Origin of the sequence: Micromonospora sp. NPDC023633, from assembly GCF_040640035.1 — a bacterium.
Taxonomy (GTDB): domain Bacteria; phylum Actinomycetota; class Actinomycetes; order Mycobacteriales; family Micromonosporaceae; genus Micromonospora.
Map to the genome: position 1 here is coordinate 34,506 of NZ_JBFABB010000015.1, position 20,185 is coordinate 54,690.

Genomic DNA, 20,185 nt, shown 5'->3' on the forward strand with positions numbered 1-20,185 from the left:
GCCGCAGTGCCGTGCAGCGAGGTCACGAGTACACCTCCTCCTGCTTACGGGTGCGCCGGAAGCTCACCGCCGACACCACCGCGACGATGGTGAAGATGAAGATCGACACCGCGGCCGCCAGGCCGAACTGGGCGCCCTGCGCGCCGAAGGCCAGCCGGTACGTGTACGTGATCAGCAGGTCCGTCGCCCCCGCGGTCGGGTTGTCCGCCGGGAAGGGACCGCCCTCGGTGGTCAGGTAGATCGCGTTGAAGTTGTTGAAGTTGTACGCGAACGACGCGATCAGCAGCGGGGAGAGCGCGACCAGCAGCAGCGGCAGGGTGACCGACCGGAACGACTGCCAGGGCGACGCCCCGTCGACCGAGGACGCCTCGGTCAGCTCCTTCGGGATGGCCTGGAGCGCGCCCGTGGCGACCAGGAACATGTACGGATAGCCGAGCCAGAGCTGCACCAGGATCACCGCGACCCGGGCCGACCACTCCTGCCCGAACCAGTCCACCCCGATGCCGAACAGGTTGTTGATCAGGCCGAAGTCGGTGTTGAACATGTCCCGCCAGACCAGCAGCATCGCGAAGGACGGCATGGCGTACGGCAGGATCAGCAGGACGCGGTAGAGGTTGGTGCCCCGCATCCGGGGCGAGTGCAGGGCCAGGGCGATGAACATGCCCAGGATGAACGTGCCGCCGGTGGAGCCGATGGCGAAGGCGAAGTTCCACAGCAGCGTGCCGAAGAACGGCCCGGAGATGGCCGGGTCGGTGAGCACCCGGGAGAAGTTCTCCAGCCCGACGGTGACCTTCCAGCCCTGGGCCAGCCGCTCGCCGTCGGCGGCCACGAAGGCCCCCGTCTCCTCGTCCGCCGTCCAGGTCCTGCCGGTCTCGGCGTCGGTGATGCAGTCGCAGCCCGCGTCGTACGACCGGATCGCCTTGCCCTCGTAGGCGCGGGACAGGCCGGCGGAGCGCAGCGCGCCCCCGGACGTCGGCACCACCAGGTCGGTGATCTCCTGGCTGCGGGCGCTGGCCTGGCCGAAGTTGAGCACCGTGTAGCCGTCGGCGGCGGTGACCTTGCCGCCCGGGGCCACGGTGACGTCGGCCGGGTCGAGCTGGCGCAGCCCGCCGGCGTCGCCGGCCGAGACGGTGCCGGTGCCCGGGTCGCTGACCAGGAAGACGAGCGGGCCGGTCGCCGGGTCGCCCTCGGTGGCGACGGAGAGGGCGTACTCGGTGGAGCCGGGCACCTGCTTGACCGAGGCGGTCTGGATGGCGACGACGGCGTCCTGCTTGGTGCCGCGGTGGCCGTCGCCGAAGTTCGTGAAGGCCGTGCTCGCCGTGTAGAGCACCGGGACGATCTGGAACGCGATCAGGAAGAGCGTGCCGGGGACCAGGTACTTCGCCGGGATGTGCCGGCGGGTCAGGTAGAGGTAGAAGAGTCCGGCGGTGGTGGCGGCCAGCAGCGCCAGGCCGGCCCACTTCTTCGCGTCGACGAGCGGGAAGGCCGCCCAGATCGCGATCCCGGCGGTCAGGCCGAGCAGGAGCACCTTGACGAGCAGACCCGTCACGGTGATCGGCGCGTGGTGCCGCGCGGTGCGGGACTTGCCCGGGAGCCCGGGGCCGACGGGCTCCCGGCCCGGGGGCTGTGTGGCAGCCCCCGGGCCGGACAGCGACGTGCTCATTACTTGATCTGGCCGGAGATGGTCTTGCCGGCCGCGGTGATCGTCTTGGCCGGGTCGGCGCCGCCGATGATGGCGGCCTCGGCCTTGCCGAACGGGTCCCAGATGGCGGCCATGGCCGGGATCGCCGGGAGCACCTGGCCGTTCTTGCCAGCCTCCTGGAACTTGGCCAGGTCCGGGTCGGTGCCCTTGACCTGGTCGAGGGCGGCGGTCAGCGCCGGCGGGCGGGGCTCGGCGTTGTAGAGCGCCACGGCCAGCTCGGGGGTGGTGACGTGGTTGGCCACGAACTCCTGGGCCAGGGCCTTGTTCTTGCCCTTCGACGCCACGTAGAACGCCTGGACGCCCACGAACGGCTGGGCCTCCTTGCCACCGGCGAAGCCGGGGACCGGGGAGATGTCGTACTTGATGTTGGCCTTCTTGGCGTCCGCGACGGCCCACGGACCGGAGACCAGGTAGGCGCACTTCTTGCCGGTGAACGTGGCGATCGAGTTCTCGGGGGTGATCGAGCGCTTCAGCGCACCGTCGCCCTTCTCACCGAGCTTGGCGATCTTCTTGAACGCCTCGATCGACTCCGGCTTGCCCACGCCCAGGTCCTTCGGGTCGTAGTCGCCGTTGCCGGCGGTGCCGAAGAGGTACCCGCCGGCGGAGGTGTAGAGCGGGTAGATGTGGTAGGCGTCGCCGTTCTGGCCGGACTGGAGGCAGAGGATCTCGCTGGCCTTCTTCTCGGCCTTGAGCTTCTTGCCGGCGGCCACCAGGTCCTCGATGGTCTTCGGCGCCTCGGGGGCCAGCTCGGTGTTGCGGATCAGCGCCAGGTTCTCCATGGCGTACGGCACGCCGTAGAGCTGGCCGTTGAACGTCACGGCCTTGACGGCGGTCTCGTTGAAGCCGCTCTTCTGCTCGGCGGCGAGCTGCACCGGGTCGATGGCGCCGTTCTGGACGAGGTTGCCGATCCAGTCGTGCGCGCCGACCACGACGTCCGGGCCGCTGCCCTGCTGCGAGGCGGTGACGAAGTTGGTCTGGAGGTCCTTGGAGACGGCCTGGACCTCGACCGTCACGCCGTTCTCCTGACCGAACTTCTCGGCGAACGGCTTGAGGGCGGCGGTGCGCTTGTCGTCGGCCCAGATCACCAGCTTGCCGCCGGCGGCGGCCTTGGTGGATTCCTTCGCGGCCGGCTCGTCGCTGCTGTCGCTGCCGCAGCCCGAGGCGGCGAGCGCCAGGCCGAGGACGGCGACCACACCCGCGGTACGGATGCGCATCGGTACTCCTGTCGTCATGGCGGCACGCCGGGGGAAGGGCGATCCCGCCAGTGGAAGCTCTGTAAATTTCTTGCCAACCGGCGCCTGGCGTGCTGCGCCGCTGCTCTCGCGTGTTGCGGGGACGTTAGCAAGGGGTTTCAGAGAATGGAAGGGCTTGCAAGAGTGTACGCAAGAACTTGCCCGTGAGCTAAAGTGCGCCAATGCGCGCTCGACTGTCCGACATCGCCCAACAGGCCGAAGTCAGCGAGGCCACGGTGTCGCGGGTGCTCAACGACCGCCCGGGAGTGGCCCCCGAGACCCGGCAGGCCGTACTGACGGCCCTCGATGTGCTGGGTTACGAGCGCCCGGCCCGGCTACGCAAGCGCAGCGCCGGCCTCGTGGGCCTGGTGGTCCCCGAACTCGACAACCCGATCTTCCCCGCCTTCGCCCAGGTGATCGAGTCCACCCTGGCCCAGAGCGGCTTCACCCCCGTGCTGTGCACCCAGACCGCCGGCGGGGTCACCGAGGACGAGTACGTCGAGATGCTGCTGGACCGGCAGGTCTCCGGAATAGTCTTCGTCTCCGGCCTGCACGCCGACACCGCCGCCAACCACGACCGCTACCGGGCCCTGATCGCCCGCCCGCTGCCCGTCGTGATGATCAACGGGTACGCGCCCGGCATCCCCGCGCCCTTCGTCTCCTGCGACGACGGCGAGGCCACCGAGCTGGCCGTCGCCCACCTGGTGGCGCTCGGGCACCGCCGCATCGGCCTGATCACCGGCCCGGACCGGTTCGTGCCGGTGCAGCGCCGGGTGGCCGGCTTCCGGGCCGCGATGGGCCGGCTGGTCGGCGTCACCGAGGCCGGCCTCGACGAGCTGGCCGAGCTCTCCCTGTTCGGCGTGGAGGGCGGCGAGGCCGCCGCCGCCCGGCTGCTGGACCGCGGCGTCACCGGCATCGTCTGCGGCTCCGACCTGATGGCGCTCGGCGCGATCCGGGCCGCCCGGCAGCGCGGCATGTCGGTCCCCGGCGAGCTGTCGGTGGTCGGCTACGACGACTCCCCGCTGATGGCCTTCACCGACCCGCCGCTGACCACCATGCGCCAGCCGGTGGCCGCGATGGCGGTCGCCGCCGTCCGGGCCCTGGTCGACGAGATCAACGGGCACGCCGCCCCGCACTCGGAGTACGTGTTCCGCCCGGAACTGGTGGTGCGCGGCTCCACCGCGGTCGCCCCCACCGGCGCCGCGCGACCGGCCCAGGGCGGCGCCTCGCGGCAGCGCCCGGCGCCGCCCGCGCTCGCCGTCCCGGCCTGACCGCCCCGGGGCTCCCGGCCCGCCCGCGCCGGGCTCCCGCCTGCCCGCGCCGGCCTCGCCCTGGTCCTCGCCCGACCCGGTCCTCGCCCAGCCCGCCCGGCCCTCGCCCGGCCTGGTCGCAGGGACCCCGGAAGGGCCGGCCGGACGTGAGCCGGCAGGGTGACGGCACAGCCGTCGCCATTTCTTGCGCAAGGAATGCTTGACTCTTGCAGTAACGGGCGGCATTCTGCTCAGACACCGCCCCCGCACCCGCACCGCGCCGGGTGCCGCCGTCCCGCGCCACAGAACGGGGAACGCCACAGATGACCGTCAGCAACCCCACGCCGCCGACCACCGACGACGACTGGTGGCGCTCCGCGGTCGTCTACCAGGTCTACGTACGCAGCTTCGCCGACTCCAACGGCGACGGCGTCGGCGACCTCCAGGGCATCCGCGAGCGCCTGCCGTACCTGCGCGACCTCGGGGTGGACGCGCTCTGGCTGACGCCCTTCTACACCTCGCCGATGATCGACGGCGGGTACGACGTCGCCGACTACCGCGACGTCGACCCGATGTTCGGCACCCTCACCGACTTCGACGCGATGATCACCGACGCGCACGCCCTCGGCCTGCGGATCATCGTCGACCTGGTGCCCAACCACACTTCCAGCGCGCACCCGTGGTTCCAGGCGGCGCTGGCCGCCGGGCCCGGCTCCCCCGAGCGCGCGCGCTACCTCTTCGCCGAGGGCACCGGCGAGAACGGCGATCTGCCCCCGAACGACTGGGAGAGCATCTTCGGCGGCCCCGCCTGGACGCGGATCGACGACGGCCAGTGGTACCTGCACCTGTTCGACCCGGCCCAGCCGGACCTGAACTGGCGTCATCCCGAGGTGCGCGCCGAGTTCGAGGGCGTGCTGCGCTTCTGGCTCGACCGGGGCGTGGACGGGTTCCGGATCGACGTGGCGCACGGCATGATCAAGGCCGAGGGGCTGCCGGACGTCGGGTTCAGCTCGATGACCACCGGCCAGCGTCAGGCGGAGCTGCTCGGCAAGGGCCGGCTCCCCTACTTCGACCAGGACGAGGTGCACGACATCTACCGCGCCTGGCGGCCGATCCTCGACAGCTACCCGGGCGGCCGGATGGCGGTCGCCGAGGCGTGGGCCGAGACCCCGCAGCGCCTCGCCCGCTACATCGGCCCGGACGAGCTGCACCAGGCGTTCAGCTTCGACTTCCTCGACGCGACCTGGTCGGCCGACTCGTTCCGCAAGGTCATCGACAGCGCGCTCGCCGAGTCGACCATCGTCGGCGCGCCCACCACCTGGGTGCTCTCCAACCACGACAAGCAGCGGCACGTCACCCGCTACGGCGACGGCGCCGAGGGGCTGCGCCGGGCGCGGGCCGCCACCCTGCTGATGCTCGCCCTGCCCGGCTGCGCCTACGTCTACCAGGGCGAGGAACTGGGCCTGCCGGAGGTGCTCGACCTGCCGGACGAGCTGCGCCAGGACCCGGCGTTCCTGCGCACCGGCCAGAGCCGGGACGGTTGCCGCGTGCCGATCCCGTGGAGCGGCGAGCTGGCCCCGTACGGCTTCGGGCCGGAGGGCAGCGAGCTGAGCTGGCTGCCGACCCCGGCGACCTGGCGCGCCCTCTCGGTCGCCGCCCAGACCGGCGTGCCCGGCTCGACGCTGGAGCTCTACCGCACCGCGCTGCGGATCCGTCGGGAGCACCCGGCGCTGGCCGCCGACGCGGGCGGGGTCACCTGGTTGGAGGCCGGGCCGGGCGTGCTCGCCTTCAGCCGCGCCGCCGGCGACACCGTGCTGACCTGCGTGGTCAACATCAGCGGTGCGCCGGCCCTGATCGACGGGTACGGCGCGCCGATCGCCGCCAGCGAGCCGCTCACCGGGCAGGGCTCCGGCCACCTGCTTCCGGTCGACGCGGCTGCCTGGTTCGAACGGCGCTGAGCGGGTAACCCGTCATCGACCTGGTCGTTCGTTGTGCCCCGCGCCGACGGGCGACTGGGCTACCGACCCCTTGTGGTGGGGGGTGAGGTGGCGTCGGCGCCCCCGGAGTCCGCTCCGGGGGTGCCGGCGTCCATCTGGGCGCGTGTCGCCCTCGGCCCGTCCGGGTACGCCGACGTGGGGCAGCGCGGCGACGAGGGTTTCACCGTGCTGACCGATCCTGAGGGCAACGAGTTCTGCGTGCTGCACCGGCCGCCGCGCCGCCCCCGACCGTCCGCGGCCTCGCGGCCCTCGCCCCGGCCCGGATCGGCTCAGCCGCCGCCGGTGAGCTTCGCGGCGATGCGCCCGAAGCCGGCCCGCAGCTCGGCCTCGGTGGGCGGGGCGAGCGGCTCCGCACGGTCCTGTTCCGCTGCCGCCGCCTCCAGTTCCTCGTCGATCGTGTCCTCGAAGTCGCCGTAGAGGTCGGCCTGGTCGAGCTGCGCCGCCTCGTCCTCGGCGGCGACCTGCGCCGCGGCGATCTCGCCCCGGATCTCCTCGGCCGAGAGCGCGGGCAGCAGCGGCTCGACCACCGCCATCAGCTGCTCCTCGGCGACGATCGCCTCGGCCAGCGCGAGGGCGTGCGGTCGCTCGTAGGGGCCGCAGACCACCGGCTCCCACTCGTCGGCGTCGCCGAGCGGGCCGAAGGTGATGATCCACGGCAGGCCGAGCATCGGCGAGTCGTCCGGCAGGTCCAGTGTCACGAGTGCGCCCACGCGCCCATCATGGTCCGTCACGCCGCAGACCCGGGAGGCAATCGCCCCTATTCACCGTCGGGATCCCGCCGCCCGGTCGCCGGCCGGGCGGCCGGAACGCCGACGGCGGCCTGCCACCGGGCCGACCAGACCCGGCGCAGGCGGTCGAGCCCGGCCTCGTCCAGGCCGTAGGCGCTGACCGTCAGGCTGACGGGCGAGACCGCGCCGTCGCCCAGCGGCGCGCCGGCGGCCACGGCGAGCAGCCGCTCCTCGGCGTCCACCACGATCCGCTGGCGCGGGCTGTCGTGCCACCGCTGCGTCGGGCCCGCCGCGTCGAGAACGGCGAGGGCCTGCGCCCCGGTCGCGGTGCCCGTCAGGTGCACGGTGTGCCGCCGCCCCGCCGGTGCCCGCTCCAGCAGGAAGCGCAGCTGCTCGAAGAACGCCCGCCAGCCCTGCGTGATCGCGTCCCACCCGGCGGCGTCGGCCGACGCGGGGACGGCCACCCGCAGCAGCGTCCGGTCGCCCTCGCCCACGAGCTGGAGCTCCTGCCCGGCGGCCAGCGCGATCCGGTCCGGCGGGGCGGGCTCGGCGTGGTCGACGAAGATGAACCGGATCTCGTCGGCCAGGCCCTCGTGGTCCCAGCCGAACCACTGCCGCACCTGCTCCGGCTCGGTCAGGGCCCGCCAGATCCGGTCGGCGGGGGCGGCCACCGCCGTCTCGACCAGGATGGTGTGCGCCTCGCGCATCGGTCTCCTCCTGCTGTCGTCGTCGGCGGCGGCCGGGCCGACCGCGCCGTCAGCCCGGTCGCGCCGCGTCCAACGCCGCGCGGACCAGGGCCAGGGCCGCCGCGGGCGGCACGCCCAACCGGGCGGCCTCGGCGGCGTAGTCGGCCGCCACCCGCTGCAACCGGTCCGTCGCATCATCGCGCCCGGGTGCGACGAAAGTGCCGTGCCGGCCGCGGGTCTCCAGCAGACCGGCCGTCTCCAGTTCCCGGTAGGCCCGGGCCACCGTGTTGACCGCCAGCCCCAGGTCGGCCGCGAAGCGTCGGACGGTGGGCAGCCGGGTGCCCACCGCCAACCGGCCCGTCCCGATCAGCTCCGCGAGCTGCCCGCGCACCTGCTCGTACGGCGGCACCGCCGAGCCCTGGTCGACCGAGATCCGCACGCCCGCTCCCCCACTCATCCGGCCCCGCCCGGGGCTCCGGGATCCGTGTCCGCGTCCAGGTCCACCGGCGCCGGGCCCTCCGCCAGGTCCACCACCCGACCGCGCGGGCTGGTCGCGGCCAGCGCCGCGCCGAAGAGCACCAACTGGTTGAGCAGGTAGAGGTAGAGCAGCAGCCCCACGGCGCCCGCCACCACCGTGTACGCCGGGTTCCGCTCGGTGCGCACCACGTAGAAGCGCCCGACGGTGTTCAGCAGCGTGATGCCGACCGCGACCAGCAGCACCACCGGGCGCAGCCGGGCCCGGCTCATCCGCAGCCTCGGCACCGCCACCAGCAGCAGGGTGGCCAGCACCGCGTTGACCACCACGCTGAGCACCGCGCTGACCGCGGTCAGGCCGACCGAGCCGGTGCTGCGCAGCAGGAAGCGCAGCAGCGACTCCAGGGCGTCCACCGCCGCCACCGAGACGCCGAGCAGCACGAAGATGACCAGCAGCACGCCCAGGTCGACCAGGCGGCGGACCACCAGGTTGCCGGGCTGCTGGTTGAGCCCGTACATGAGCCGCTGGGAGGAGCGGATCGCCTCCACCCACCCGATCCCGGTGAACGCCAGGATGATCAGGCCGATCACCCCGACCGTGCCGCTGCTGTCGGCGATCTGCACGGGGTCGAGGAACGGCAGGTTCTCCCGGAGGAAGTCGGCGGCTGCCGCGCTGACCTCGTCGTTGTCCTCCAGGATGGCCCCGAAGATCGAGTATCCGACCAGCGCCAGCGCGAAGACCGCGAAGAAGCCGTAGTAGGCGATCGCGGCGGCCAGCCGCCCGCCCAGCACGTCGTTGTAGAGCACGCCGGCCCGCCACAGGTGGTCGGCGGCGGACCACCGGCGGCGCGTGGCGCTGATCCGACGGTCGATGCCCGCCTCGATGCGGCCCAACACGTTCACGCCGTCATCCTCGCCGATCTCCCGCGCCCGTGCCGGCAACCGGGCGGCAGCCCGCGCCGGGCGGCGGCCGAACGGCGGGGTCGGCGTCAGCGGCGTGGCCGCCGTGGCGCTGGTGGCGCACCCGGGCGACCGCTCAGCCGCCCAGCCGGAAGTCCCGGCGCGGCTGCCACCGGGTCTGCCCGCTGTGCGAGAAGAGGGTGAACGCCTCGACCTCGAACATGGCCGAGAAGTCGGCCAGGTCCTCGTACGCCCTGTCCAGCGCCTCCGGCGCGACGTCCTGCGCGACGGTGACGTGCGGGTGGTACGGGAAGCGCGCCTCGCGGTGCAGCTCGGGGGCGGCGCGGATGGCGGCGGCGAGCAGCTCGCACTCGCTGATCCCGGCGGCCACCGCCACGAAGACGACCTGGGTCACCGGCCGGAACGTGCCGGTGCCCCGCAGGTGCAGGGTGAACGGCAGGTGGGCGGCGGCAACCGCGCCGAGGTGCCGTTCCACCGCCGGCAGCGTCGCCACCGGGATCTCCGTCGGCCCGAGCAGGGTCACGTGCGCGGGCACGACCCGCGGGTCGCCGGCCTCGACCCGCCGCCGGGTGAGCATGCCACCCCACGGCTCCGGGATGTCCACCGCGATGCCGATCTCGATGGTGTCACCGGCGTCCGGCGCCCCGTCCCTGCGATCCACGCTGTGCGTCATCCCTCCGGCCACCGACCCGTCCGCCCTCACCCGTCGCGCCGGGGGCGCTACTCGCCGCGCACCGGCGGGAAGAAGCCCACCCGCTCGTACACGGTGCGCAGCGTCGTTCCGGCGAGCGCCCGGGCCTTCTCCGCGCCGGCGGCGAGCAGCTTGTCCAGCTGTGCCGGGTCGTCGAGGTAGGTCCGGGTGCGCTCCTGGATCGGGCCGACGAACTCCCGCACCACCTCCCCGAGGTCCTTCTTCAGGTCGCCGTAGCCCTTGCCGGCGTACGCGGCGACCAGGTCGTCGACGCTCCGCCCGCTCAGCGCGGAGTGGATGGTCAGCAGGTTGGAGATGCCGGGCTTGGTCTCGGCGTCGAAGACGATCTCCCGCCCCGTGTCCGTGACCGCGGAGCGGATCTTCTTGGCCGAGCGGGCCGGATCCTCCAGCAGGTTGACGATGCCGGCCGGCGACGAGGACGACTTCGACATCTTGGCCGTCGGGTCCTGCAGGTCGGTGATCTTCGCGGTGTCCTTGACGATGTGCGGCGCGGGCACCGTGAAGGTCTGCCCGAACAGCGAGTTGAACCGCTGGGCCAGGTCGCGGGAGAGCTCCAGGTGCTGGCGCTGGTCCTCGCCCACCGGCACGGCGTTGGCCTGGTAGAGCAGGATGTCGGCGGCCTGCAGGATCGGGTAGGTGAACAGGCCGACGCTCGCCCGCTCGCCGCCCTGCTTCTGCGACTTGTCCTTGAACTGCGTCATCCGGCTCGCCTCGCCGAACCCGGTGATGCAGCCCAGCACCCAGGCGAGCTGCGAGTGCTCGGGCACCTGCGACTGCACGAAGAGCGCGCTGCGCTCCGGGTCGAGACCGACGGCGAAGAGCTGGGCGGCCGCCATCCGGCTGCGGTGCATGAGCGTCTTCGGGTCGTGCCCCGCGGTGATTGCGTGCAGGTCGACCACGCAGTAGTAGGCCTCGTGGGTGTCCTGCAACGCCACCCAGTGCCGCACGGCGCCCAGGTAGTTGCCGAGGTGGAACGAGTCGGCCGTCGGCTGGATGCCGGAGAAGACGCGGGGGCGGGCGGGAACGTCGGACATGGCGGCAATTCTGTCAGCAAGACCCGGTGCGCGTCATGACGGGCCGGCGGGTCGGCTCCGCCCCACCGGCGTCGGGGAGCCGACCTCGCGCCGTGGCTCCGGCAGGCGCCCGGCGGAGACCGTGAGCCGGGCCACCCGTCGGCCCTCCAGCGTGAGCACCCGCAACAGCCAGCCGCCGGGCGGGTCGTCGGGCCCCGCGCCGCCGTCGCCGGCCGGGCCGGCGACCACCGGCACCTCGTCACCGGCGACCGGGAGCCGGCCCAGCGCGGCCATCACGAAGCCGCCGACCGTCTCGTACGGGCCCGGCGGGAGGCTCACCCCGGTGCGCTCGGCGAAGTCGGCGAGGTTGAGCCGGCCGTCCACCACGGCGGGCAGGCCCGCGTGCACCGGGTCGGGGGCGGTGTCGTACTCGTCGTGGATCTCCCCGATCAGCTCCTCGATCAGGTCCTCCAGGGTGACGATGCCGGCGGTGCCGCCGTACTCGTCGACCACCACGGCGAGGTGGTGGCGTTCCCGGCGCATCTCGCTGAGCGCGGCGAGCACCCGTTTGCTGCCGGGCAGCCGCTTCACCTCGCGGGTCAGCTCGCCGACCGTGGTGCGGGGGTCGAGGTCGGGGCGGAGCAGCACGTCGCGCAGGTGCACGAAGCCGACCACGTCGTCGTGGGTGCCGTCGACGACCGGGTAGCGGGTGTGCGTCTCGGCCCGGACCATCCGCTCCGCCTCGGCGAGGGTGAGCCGGGCGGAGAGGAAGACGACCTCGGTGCGCGGCATCATCACCTCGCGGACCAGGCTCGCGCCCGCGGCCAGCACCTCGTCGATGATCCGGCGCTCGACGGGGTCGAGCAGGGTGTTGGCGGCGACCAGGTCGCGCAGCTCCGCCTCGCTGATCCGCTCGCGGCCGGCCGCCGGGCTGGCGCCGAGCAGGGCCGTCACCGCCCGGGTGGCGCCGTCGGCGGCGCGCACCACCATCCGGGCGACGGCCCGGGGCAGCGGCCCGGGCTCGCGGCGTGGCCGGCTCCGGGCGCGTCGCCGCAGCCCGGGAGCACCCGCTTCCCGCATGACAGTGATGGTAGACAGCGCCGGGCCGACGGGCTGCCCATGTTCGGCTCTGTTCGAAGTTGGGGAATCATGATGGAATGGCAAGGTGGCCGACGGAGGGCGGCCAACGGGCGACCGGCCGTAGGGTGATCACGACACGGGCCGTGACCGGGCGGCCAGGCAGGAGGAGACCGACGTGAAACTGCTCGTCACCGGCGGCGCCGGCTTCATCGGCAGCGTGGTGACCCGGATGCTGCTCGACGCCGGCCACGAGGTGGTGGTCCTCGACGACCTGCGCACCGGCCACCGGCAGGCGCTCGCCCCCGACGCGACGTACGTCGACGTGCCCGTCCACGAGGCCGCACGGGTGCTCACCCCGGACGCGGGCTTCGACGGAGTGCTGCACTTCGCCGCGCTGATCGCCGCCGGCGAGTCGATGACCAGGCCCGAGCTCTACTGGCACGGCAACACGGTCAGCTCGATCGCCCTGATCGACGCCGTCCGGGCCGCCGGCGTGCCCCGCCTCGTCTTCTCCTCCACCGCCGCCGTCTACGGCAACCCGACCGAGCTGCCGATCCCGGAGAGCGCGGTCAAGGCCCCCACCAACACGTACGGCGCCACCAAGCTCGCCGTCGACATGGCCCTCACCTCGGAGGCGATCGGGCACGGCCTGGCCGCCGTCTCGCTGCGCTACTTCAACGTGGCCGGCGCCTACCTCGACGGCGACGTCGCGCTCGGCGAGCGGCACGACCCCGAGACGCACCTGATCCCGATCGCGCTGGAGGTGGCCGCCGGCCGGCGGGAGAAGCTCCAGATCTTCGGCGACGACTACCCGACCGTCGACGGCACCTGCGTGCGCGACTACATCCACGTCGCCGACCTCGCCCGCGCCCACCTGCTGGCGCTCGACGCGGCGACCGCCGGGCAGCACCGGATCTACAACCTGGGCAACGGCAACGGCTTCACCAACCGGCAGGTGGTCGACGTGGTCCGCGAGGTCACCGGGCACCCCGTGCCGGTCGAGGTGGCCCCGCGCCGCGAGGGCGACCCCGCCGAGCTGGTCGCGTCGTCCGCGCTGGCGCGCGACGAGCTGGGCTGGGTGCCGCAGAAGCCGACCCTGCCCGACATCGTCGCCGACGCCTGGGCCTTCTACCGCACGCACGTGGTGGGGTCGCGGTGACCGACGACGTGGCGGCCCGCGCCGCCGCCGGCTTCCGTTCGGCGTACGGCGAGCCGCCCGCGGGCCGCTGGGCGGCTCCCGGCCGGGCCAACCTCATCGGCGAGCACACCGACTACAACGACGGCTTCGTGCTCCCCTTCGCCCTGCCGCTGCGCACGGTGGTGGCTGCCGCCCCACAGCCCGGCGACACCTGGACGGTCTGCTCGGAGCTCACCGGCGAGACGGTCACCTTCGGCGCCGACGACGTCGCCGAGCCCGGCCGGGTCGCCGGCTGGGGCGCGTACGTCGCCGGGGTCGTCTGGGCGCTGCGGGAGGCGGGGCACGCGGTGCCCGGCGCGCGCCTGGCGGTCGCCTCCGACGTGCCGCTGGGCGCGGGGCTGTCCTCCTCGGCCGCGCTGGAGGCCGCCGTGCTGGCCGCCCTGGTCGACCTGGGCGGGCTGGACCTGCCCGCCGAGCGACGGCCCCGGCTGGCCCAGCGCGCCGAGAACGACTACGTGGGCGCGCCGACCGGCATCATGGACCAGTCGGCGGTGATCCGTTGCCGCGCCGGGCACGCGCTCTTCCTGGACTGCCGCGACGAGTCCGTCGAGCAGGTCCCGTTCGACCTGGACGCCGCCGGCCTCGCCGTGCTGGTCGTCGACAGCCGGGCCCCGCACCGGCACGCCGACGGCGAGTACGCCGCCCGCCGCGCATCCTGCGAGCGGGCGGCCGGGCTGCTCGGCGTCGCCGCGCTGCGCGACGTCGCGGCCGACGGGCTGGCCGACGCCCTGGCCCGACTCGACGAGAACGAGACCCGCCGCCGGGTGCGGCACGTCGTCACCGAGAACCAGCGGGTGCTCGACACGGTCGCGCTGCTGCGCGCCGGCCGCGTACGCGAGATCGGCCCGCTGCTGACCGCCTCGCACGCCTCGATGCGCGACGACTTCGAGATCACCGTCCCGGAGATCGACACGGCCGTCGAGGCGGCCCTGGCCGCCGGGGCGCTCGGTGCCCGGATGACCGGCGGCGGCTTCGGCGGCTGCGTGCTCGCCCTCGTCGACGCGGAGCGGGGCGACGCGGTCGCCGACGCCGTCACGGCCGCGTACGCCGAGCGGGGCTTCGCCGCGCCCGGCCACGTCACCGTCCTGCCCGGCCCCGGCGCGACCCGGCTGGACTGACCACGGTGGGCGGGCGCCCGCCCACCGTGGGGGTCACTGCGCCTCGACGATCATCCCCGCGCCGACCGTACGGTTGGTGGACTCGTCGATGATCACGAAGCCGCCGGTGGTGCGGTTGCGGCGGTACTCGTCCGCGAGCAGCGGCACGGTGGTCCGCAGCCGCACCCGGCCGATCTCGTTGAGCCCCAGCTCGCCCGCGGACTCGTCGCGGTGCAGCGAGTTGATGTCCAGCCGGTAGTGCAGCCCGCGCACGATCGCCCGCGCGGAGCGGGTGGTGTGCTTGATGGCGTACCTGCCGCCGACCTGGAGCGGACGGGTCTCGTCCATCCAGCACACCATCGCCTCGATGTCCTGGGACACCGCCGGGGCGTTGTTCGGACGGCAGATCATGTCGCCCCGGGAGATGTCGATCTCGTCTTCCAGGCGTACGGTCACCGACATCGGCGGGAACGCCTCCGCGACCGGCCCGTCGGCGGTCTCCACGGCGGAGATCCGGCTGGTGAACCCGGACGGCAGCACCATCACCTCGTCGCCCGGCTTGAGCACGCCGGAGGCGACCTGGCCGGCGTAGCCCCGGTAGTCGGTGACGGTGGTGGACTGCGGGCGGATCACGTACTGCACCGGGAACCGGACGTCGACCAGGTTGCGGTCGCTGGCGATGTGCACCCGCTCCAGGTGGTGCAGCAGCGACGGCCCCTCGTACCAGGGCATGTTCTCCGACCGGGAGACGATGTTGTCGCCGCGCAGCGCGGAGACCGGCACCACCGTCAGGTCTGGCACGTCGAGCTTCGCGGCGAACGCGGTGAACTCGTCCGCGATCCGCTCGAAGACCTCCTGCGAGAAGTCGACCAGGTCCATCTTGTTGACGCAGAGGACCAGGTGCGGCACCCGCAGCAGCGAGCAGAGGAACGCGTGCCGGCGGGACTGCTCGACCAGCCCCTTGCGGGCGTCCACCAGGATCAGCGCCAGGTCGGCCGTCGACGCCCCGGTGACCATGTTCCGGGTGTACTGGATGTGCCCCGGGGTGTCCGCGATGATGAACTTCCGCCGGGGGGTGGCGAAGTAGCGGTACGCCACGTCGATGGTGATGCCCTGCTCGCGCTCGGCGCGCAGGCCGTCGGTGAGCAGCGCCAGGTTCGTGTACTCGTCGCCCCGGGCGGCGCTGACCGCCTCGACGGCGGCGAGCTGGTCGGTGAAGAGCGACTTCGTGTCGTAGAGCAGCCGGCCGATCAGGGTCGACTTGCCGTCGTCGACGCTGCCGGCGGTGGCGAAGCGCAGCAGGTCCATGCGGCGGGCCTCCGGCCCGGCCCCGGTGGCAGCCCGGCTGTCCGCGCCGTCCGGCGCGACGGTCTCGGTGGTCATCAGAAGTAGCCCTCCCGCTTGCGGTCCTCCATGGCGGCCTCGCTGACCCGGTCGTCGCCGCGGGTCGCGCCGCGCTCGGTGATCCGGGTGGCGGCGACCTCCTCGATGACCTTCTCGACCGTGTCGGCGTCGGAACGGACCGCCGCCGTGCAGGACGCGTCGCCCACCGTCCGGTAGCGCACCCGCGCCTTGAACCGGTCCTCGCCCGCGCGGGGACGGAAGAACTCGTTGACCGCGTAGAGCATCCCGTCGCGCTCGACGACCTCGCGCTCGTGCGCGTAGTAGATCGACGGCAGGGCGATGCGCTCGCGGGCGATGTAGTGCCAGACGTCCAGCTCGGTCCAGTTGGACAGCGGGAAGACCCGGATCGACTCGCCCGGGTGGTGGCGGCCGTTGTAGAGCGCCCACAGCTCCGGGCGCTGGTTCTTCGGGTCCCACTGGCCGAACTCGTCGCGGAAGCTGAACACCCGCTCCTTGGCGCGGGCCTTCTCCTCGTCGCGGCGGGCGCCGCCGAAGAGCGCGTCGAACCGGTGCTTCTCCACCGCGTCCAGCAGCACCGGCGTCTGGATCCGGTTGCGCATCCCGTCGCCCGACTCGCGCACCAGCCCGCTGGCCAGCGCCTCCGGCACGCTCGCCACCACCAGTTGCAGCCCCAGCTCGGCGACCCGCTGGTCCCGGTACTCCAGGACCTCGGGGAAGTTGTGCCCGGTGTCCACGTGCATGACCGGGAACGGGATGTTGGCCGGGGCGAACGCCTTCTGGGCCAGTCGGAGCATCACGATCGAGTCCTTGCCTCCCGAGAAGAGCAGCACCGGCCGCTCCATCTCGGCGACCACCTCGCGCATCACGAAGATGCTCTCGGCCTCCAACGCGTCGAGGTGCGACACCTGGTAGGCGGCGGGGGCGGTCATGACACGGGCTCGCTTCGCTCGAATCCGCTCATCGTATTCCAGACCTTTCCGGTCGGGCATGCCAAGAAGTGCCGCTCAGGCTACCCGGAATGACGCTGCAACGCTGCAAGCAACCGACTGGCGAGATCCTTGCGGCAGACCAGCAGGTCCGGCAGGCGCGGATCCGCCTCGTTGTATTTCAGCGCAGAACCGTCGATCCGGGAAGCGTGCAGCCCGGTGGCCGTCGCCACAGCGACCGGCGCCGCCGAGTCCCACTCGTACTGGCCGCCCGCGTGGATGTAGGCGTCGACCTCGCCGGTGACCACCGCGGCGATCTTCGCCCCGGCCGAGCCCATCGGCACCAGGTGCGCCCCCACGTCCTCCGCCAGGTCGGTCAGGAACACCGGCGGCCGGCTCCGGCTCGCCGCCAGGCGGATCGTCCGACCGCCACCCGCCGCCGTCGCCTCCACCGTCATCGGCGGGTACGCCGGCGGATAGTCGGTGCCCAGCACCCGCTGCTGCGCCGGCAGCCCGACCGCCCCCGCGACCAGGCCGTGCGGCGTCGGCGCGGTACGCGACCAGAGCGCCACGTGCACCGCCCAGTCCGAACGGCCCTCCTCGGAGAACTCGCGGGTGCCGTCCAGCGGGTCGATGATCCACACCCGGTCGGCGGCCAGCCGGGACACCGCCTCGGCGTTCACCTCCGCCGCCCACGCCAGCCGCGAGCCCTCGTCCTCCTCGGAGAGGACCGCGTCGCCCGGGCGCCACCTCGCCAGCTCCGTGCGGATCAGGTCGTGCGAGACCTTGTCGCCCGCCGACCGCAACGCCCCCGCGTCGGCGAAGCCCATCTCGGACCGCAGGCCGAGCAGCGCCTGACCGGCCCGGGCCGCCAGCCACCGGGCGAAAGCGCCGTCGATCATCGGAGGACTGCCCATGACTCCTGCTCCCGTCGCCTCGCCACGCTCCGTGCCCGGCACGCCCCGTCGCCGACGACCCGCCCCGACGGTCGCGCGCCGAAAGGCGAAGACTACCGGGCCCCGGCGCCCGACCCGGCGCTCACACCCCGTGGTAGAGGTTCTGCGTCGGCTCCACGCCCCTGGTGACCACCGACTCCACCACATCCGCGGCCCGGTCCACCAGGAACTCCAGTTCCTTGCGCTCGGCCGCGCCGAAATCCGACAGTACGTAGTCCGCCGGGTCCTGCCGCCCCGGCGGCCGGCCGATGCCGAACCGCACCCGGACGTACTCCTTCGTGCCCAGCGACTTCGACATCGACCGCAGGCCGTTGTGCCCGCCCTCGCCGCCGCCGCACTTCACCCGCAACTGCCCGTAGCCGATGTCCAGCTCGTCGTGCACCGCGACCACCCGGCCCGGCGGCACCTTGTGGAACTGGGCCAGGCCGGCCACCGGCCCCCCGGAGAGGTTCATGTACGTCAGCGGCTTGACCAGAACCAGCTTCGGCCCGCCGAACCCGAGCCGCCCCTCGGCGACCTCCGCCACCGCCCGCTTGTGCCGGCCGAATCTCGCCCCGAGCCGGCCCGCCAGCAGGTCGGCCACCATGAAGCCGACGTTGTGCCGGTTGCCGGCGTACTCCCGACCCGGGTTGCCCAGGCCGACCACCAGCCACGGCCCCGTCTCGTCCGTCACGCCCCGCCCCTCCCGCTGCTCGCCGTCACCGACCCCGCCCGGACACCGATACGCCGACAGGCGCCCCCGACCGTGCGGGGACGCCTGTCGCAACGAAGCGAACCGATCAGGCCTCGGTCTTCGCCTCGGCGTTCTCGTCGCCCTCGGCGGCCGGAGCCTCGGCGGCCTCGGCGGTCTCCTCGCCGACACCGGCCTCGGCCTCCTCGGCGGCCTCCTCGACCTCGGGGAGGGTGGCCTCGAGCTGCTCGGCGGTCGGCGCGGCGGTCACCGAAGCGACGGTCTGCTCCGAGTCGGCGGCCAGCTCGACGCCGGCCGGCAGCTGCACGTCACCGGCGGTGACCTGCGTGCCGGCCTCCATGCCCTCAATCGAGGCCTCCAGGTGGTCCGGCACCTTGGTGGCGTCGGCGGTGACCGACAGGGTGTCGTGGTCGTGCACGATCAGGGTGTCCTTCGCGGCCTCGCCGGTCAGCTGGACCGGGACGTCGACGGTGACCTTCTCGCCCCGGCGGACCAGCAGCAGGTCCACGTGCTCGAAGGTGTCCTTGAGCGGGTCACGCTGGATCGCCTTCGGCAGCGCCAGCACCTGGGTGCCGTCGCTGACCTCGATCGCGAAGAGCTGGTTGGCGCCGCCCTTGCGGATCGCCGCGGCGAACTCACGGGACGGCAGCGCGATGTGCTTCGGCTTCTCGCCGTGGCCGTACAGCACGGCGGGCACCTTGCCGGCCCGGCGGGTACGACGGGCACCACCCTTGCCGAACTCGGTACGGGGCTCGGCGCTGATCTTTACCTCGGACACGGGAGAACTCCTGATGCTTTCGCTGCGGCGGCTTGTCGTCTGGCGGTGCTGGGGCGAGGGGCTCGCTGGGGCTCATGCGTCGAGAACGACTGCCCGGAGCACCGCGTCGATGACGGTGCCTCCGTGCGGCGCTTTGTCAGCGGCCCGCCGGGCACCCTCGCCGTGGCAACCGCACCAGTCTACCCGAGCTGATTCCGCGCGCTCCGGCAGTCCCCTTATCACCGTTCCCGCAGGCCCGCAGGGCGATACGGACCCGCCCGGCGGCACCCGTCCCTCCAGCGCGTCGGCTGACGAATGGGCGGCTACGAACGCCGCGCGGGCGCCGGCGCGGCGGCCGACGCCGGACCGGGGGCGGCGGCGCCCACCCGGCCCGGCGTCGGACGGTCAGCTCAGGCCACCGAAGAGGGTGGTCACCGACCCGTCGTCGAAGACCTCGCGGATCGCCCGCGCCAGCAGCGGCGCGATCGACAGCACGGTGATCTTGTCGAGCTGCTTCTCGGGCGGCAGCGGCAGCGTGTTGGTCACCACGACCTCGCTGATCGGGCTGTTCTTCAGCCGCTCGGTCGCCGGGTCGGAGAGCAGCGCGTGGGTCGAGGCGACGATCACGTCGGCCGCGCCGGACTCGCGCAGGATGTCGGCCGCCTTGCAGATCGTGCCGCCCGTGTCGATCATGTCGTCGACGACCAGGCAGACCCGCCCCTCGACCTCACCGACCACCCGGTTCGCCACCACCTGGTTGGGCTTCAGCGGGTCCCGGGTCTTGTGGATGAACGCCAGCGGGCAGCCACCCAGCCGGTCCGTCCACCGCTCGGCCACCCGCACCCGGCCCGAGTCCGGCGCGACCACCGTCATCGGGCGGCCGGCGTACTTGTGCTCGACGTACTCGGCGAGGATGTCCATCGCGAAGAGGTGGTCGACGGGGCCGTCGAAGAAGCCCTGGATCTGCGCGGTGTGCAGGTCGACGGTGAGGATCCGGTTCGCCCCGGCCGTCTTCAGCAGGTCCGCCACCAGCCGGGCCGAGATCGGCTCCCGGCCGCGGTGCTTCTTGTCCTGCCGGGCGTACGGGTAGAACGGCAGCACCACGGTGATCCGCTTGGCCGAACCGCGCTTCAGCGCGTCGATCATGATGAGGGTCTCCATGACCCACGTGTTGACCCCGTGCGTGACGGACTGGACCACGAAGGCGTCCGAACCGCGCACCGAGTCCTTGAACCGTACGAAGATCTCACCGTTGGCGAACTCGTACGCGTCGGCCGGCGTCGGCGCGACGCCGAGCACCTCACCGATCTCCTTGGCCAACTCCGGAAAGCCACGTCCGGAAAAAAGCATCAGGCTCTTGCGGTTTTCGGCGACGATGCTGCCCATGGGCCCGTCTGCTC

Annotated in this window: 19 protein-coding genes; 4 read left to right on the forward strand and 15 right to left on the reverse strand. The window is 73.0% G+C overall.

Annotated elements, in window-relative coordinates:
* Window positions 1-22: 22 nt before the first annotated feature.
* Together AB0G13_RS07040 and AB0G13_RS07045 are read right to left on the reverse strand one after the other, a co-directional pair.
* On the reverse strand, window positions 23-1,663 hold the full coding sequence (locus AB0G13_RS07040) for an ABC transporter permease subunit (RefSeq protein WP_357870078.1): 1,641 nt from the start codon (window positions 1,661-1,663) through the stop codon (window positions 23-25).
* A complete protein-coding gene (locus AB0G13_RS07045) occupies window positions 1,663-2,916 on the reverse strand; it encodes a maltose ABC transporter substrate-binding protein (protein ID WP_357870080.1) in 1,254 nt (417 codons plus the stop codon). Before AB0G13_RS07045 ends, AB0G13_RS07040 begins: the two co-directional genes overlap by 1 nt.
* A 200-nt stretch (window positions 2,917-3,116) precedes the next feature.
* Here AB0G13_RS07045 and AB0G13_RS07050 point away from each other — a divergent pair, with 200 nt between their 5' ends.
* A complete protein-coding gene (locus AB0G13_RS07050; RefSeq protein ID WP_357870083.1) occupies window positions 3,117-4,205 on the forward strand; it encodes a LacI family DNA-binding transcriptional regulator in 1,089 nt (362 codons plus the stop codon).
* Window positions 4,206-4,507: 302 nt separating this feature from the next.
* On the forward strand, window positions 4,508-6,142 hold the full coding sequence (locus AB0G13_RS07055; protein ID WP_357870086.1) for a glycoside hydrolase family 13 protein: 1,635 nt from the start codon (window positions 4,508-4,510) through the stop codon (window positions 6,140-6,142).
* A gap of 308 nt (window positions 6,143-6,450) precedes the next feature.
* Here AB0G13_RS07055 and AB0G13_RS07060 read toward each other — a convergent pair whose 3' ends face one another.
* The 7 genes from AB0G13_RS07060 to AB0G13_RS07090 form a co-directional block, all read right to left on the reverse strand.
* Complete coding sequence (locus AB0G13_RS07060) at window positions 6,451-6,891, reverse strand: hypothetical protein (RefSeq protein WP_357870089.1); 441 nt, start codon at window positions 6,889-6,891, stop codon at window positions 6,451-6,453.
* Window positions 6,892-6,938: 47 nt separating this feature from the next.
* Window positions 6,939-7,616, reverse strand: a complete 678-nt coding sequence (locus tag AB0G13_RS07065) for an SRPBCC domain-containing protein (protein WP_357870092.1) — start codon at window positions 7,614-7,616, stop codon at window positions 6,939-6,941.
* Between the two features lie 49 nt (window positions 7,617-7,665).
* Window positions 7,666-8,034, reverse strand: a complete 369-nt coding sequence (locus AB0G13_RS07070; RefSeq protein ID WP_357870095.1) for a GntR family transcriptional regulator — start codon at window positions 8,032-8,034, stop codon at window positions 7,666-7,668.
* Window positions 8,035-8,048: 14 nt separating this feature from the next.
* Complete coding sequence (locus AB0G13_RS07075) at window positions 8,049-8,972, reverse strand: YihY/virulence factor BrkB family protein (protein WP_357870098.1); 924 nt, start codon at window positions 8,970-8,972, stop codon at window positions 8,049-8,051.
* 133 nt (window positions 8,973-9,105) lie between these two features.
* Window positions 9,106-9,663 carry a 2'-5' RNA ligase family protein gene (locus tag AB0G13_RS07080; RefSeq protein WP_357870101.1) on the reverse strand — a complete coding sequence of 186 codons (558 nt, stop codon included), beginning with the start codon at window positions 9,661-9,663 and terminating at the stop codon, window positions 9,106-9,108.
* Between the two features lie 47 nt (window positions 9,664-9,710).
* Window positions 9,711-10,736 carry a tryptophan--tRNA ligase gene (gene trpS, locus AB0G13_RS07085; RefSeq protein WP_357870104.1) on the reverse strand — a complete coding sequence of 342 codons (1,026 nt, stop codon included), beginning with the start codon at window positions 10,734-10,736 and terminating at the stop codon, window positions 9,711-9,713.
* A 33-nt stretch (window positions 10,737-10,769) separates the two neighbouring features.
* Window positions 10,770-11,795, reverse strand: a complete 1,026-nt coding sequence (locus AB0G13_RS07090) for a hemolysin family protein (RefSeq protein ID WP_357870107.1) — start codon at window positions 11,793-11,795, stop codon at window positions 10,770-10,772.
* 175 nt (window positions 11,796-11,970) lie between these two features.
* Here AB0G13_RS07090 and galE point away from each other — a divergent pair, with 175 nt between their 5' ends.
* A complete protein-coding gene (galE, locus tag AB0G13_RS07095) occupies window positions 11,971-12,954 on the forward strand; it encodes a UDP-glucose 4-epimerase GalE (protein ID WP_357870109.1) in 984 nt (327 codons plus the stop codon).
* Window positions 12,951-14,111 carry a galactokinase gene (galK, locus tag AB0G13_RS07100; protein ID WP_357870112.1) on the forward strand — a complete coding sequence of 387 codons (1,161 nt, stop codon included), beginning with the start codon at window positions 12,951-12,953 and terminating at the stop codon, window positions 14,109-14,111. Before galE ends, galK begins: the two co-directional genes overlap by 4 nt.
* A 33-nt stretch (window positions 14,112-14,144) precedes the next feature.
* On the opposite strand, the gene cysN is transcribed toward galK, so the two are convergent.
* The 6 genes from cysN to AB0G13_RS07130 form a co-directional block, all read right to left on the reverse strand.
* Window positions 14,145-15,473: a sulfate adenylyltransferase subunit CysN gene (gene cysN / locus AB0G13_RS07105; RefSeq protein ID WP_357870115.1), complete on the reverse strand. Its 1,329-nt coding sequence runs from the start codon at window positions 15,471-15,473 to the stop codon at window positions 14,145-14,147.
* Window positions 15,473-16,384, reverse strand: coding sequence for a sulfate adenylyltransferase subunit CysD (gene cysD, locus AB0G13_RS07110; RefSeq protein ID WP_357870118.1), 912 nt, complete (start codon window positions 16,382-16,384; stop codon window positions 15,473-15,475). Before cysD ends, cysN begins: the two co-directional genes overlap by 1 nt.
* A gap of 80 nt (window positions 16,385-16,464) precedes the next feature.
* Window positions 16,465-17,298, reverse strand: coding sequence for an inositol monophosphatase family protein (locus AB0G13_RS07115; protein ID WP_357870121.1), 834 nt, complete (start codon window positions 17,296-17,298; stop codon window positions 16,465-16,467).
* A gap of 121 nt (window positions 17,299-17,419) precedes the next feature.
* Window positions 17,420-18,010: an aminoacyl-tRNA hydrolase gene (gene pth / locus AB0G13_RS07120; protein ID WP_334562609.1), complete on the reverse strand. Its 591-nt coding sequence runs from the start codon at window positions 18,008-18,010 to the stop codon at window positions 17,420-17,422.
* A gap of 106 nt (window positions 18,011-18,116) precedes the next feature.
* Complete coding sequence (locus AB0G13_RS07125; RefSeq protein WP_357870125.1) at window positions 18,117-18,806, reverse strand: 50S ribosomal protein L25/general stress protein Ctc; 690 nt, start codon at window positions 18,804-18,806, stop codon at window positions 18,117-18,119.
* Between the two features lie 384 nt (window positions 18,807-19,190).
* Window positions 19,191-20,171 carry a ribose-phosphate diphosphokinase gene (locus AB0G13_RS07130; protein ID WP_357870128.1) on the reverse strand — a complete coding sequence of 327 codons (981 nt, stop codon included), beginning with the start codon at window positions 20,169-20,171 and terminating at the stop codon, window positions 19,191-19,193.
* Window positions 20,172-20,185: the final 14 nt, after the last annotated feature.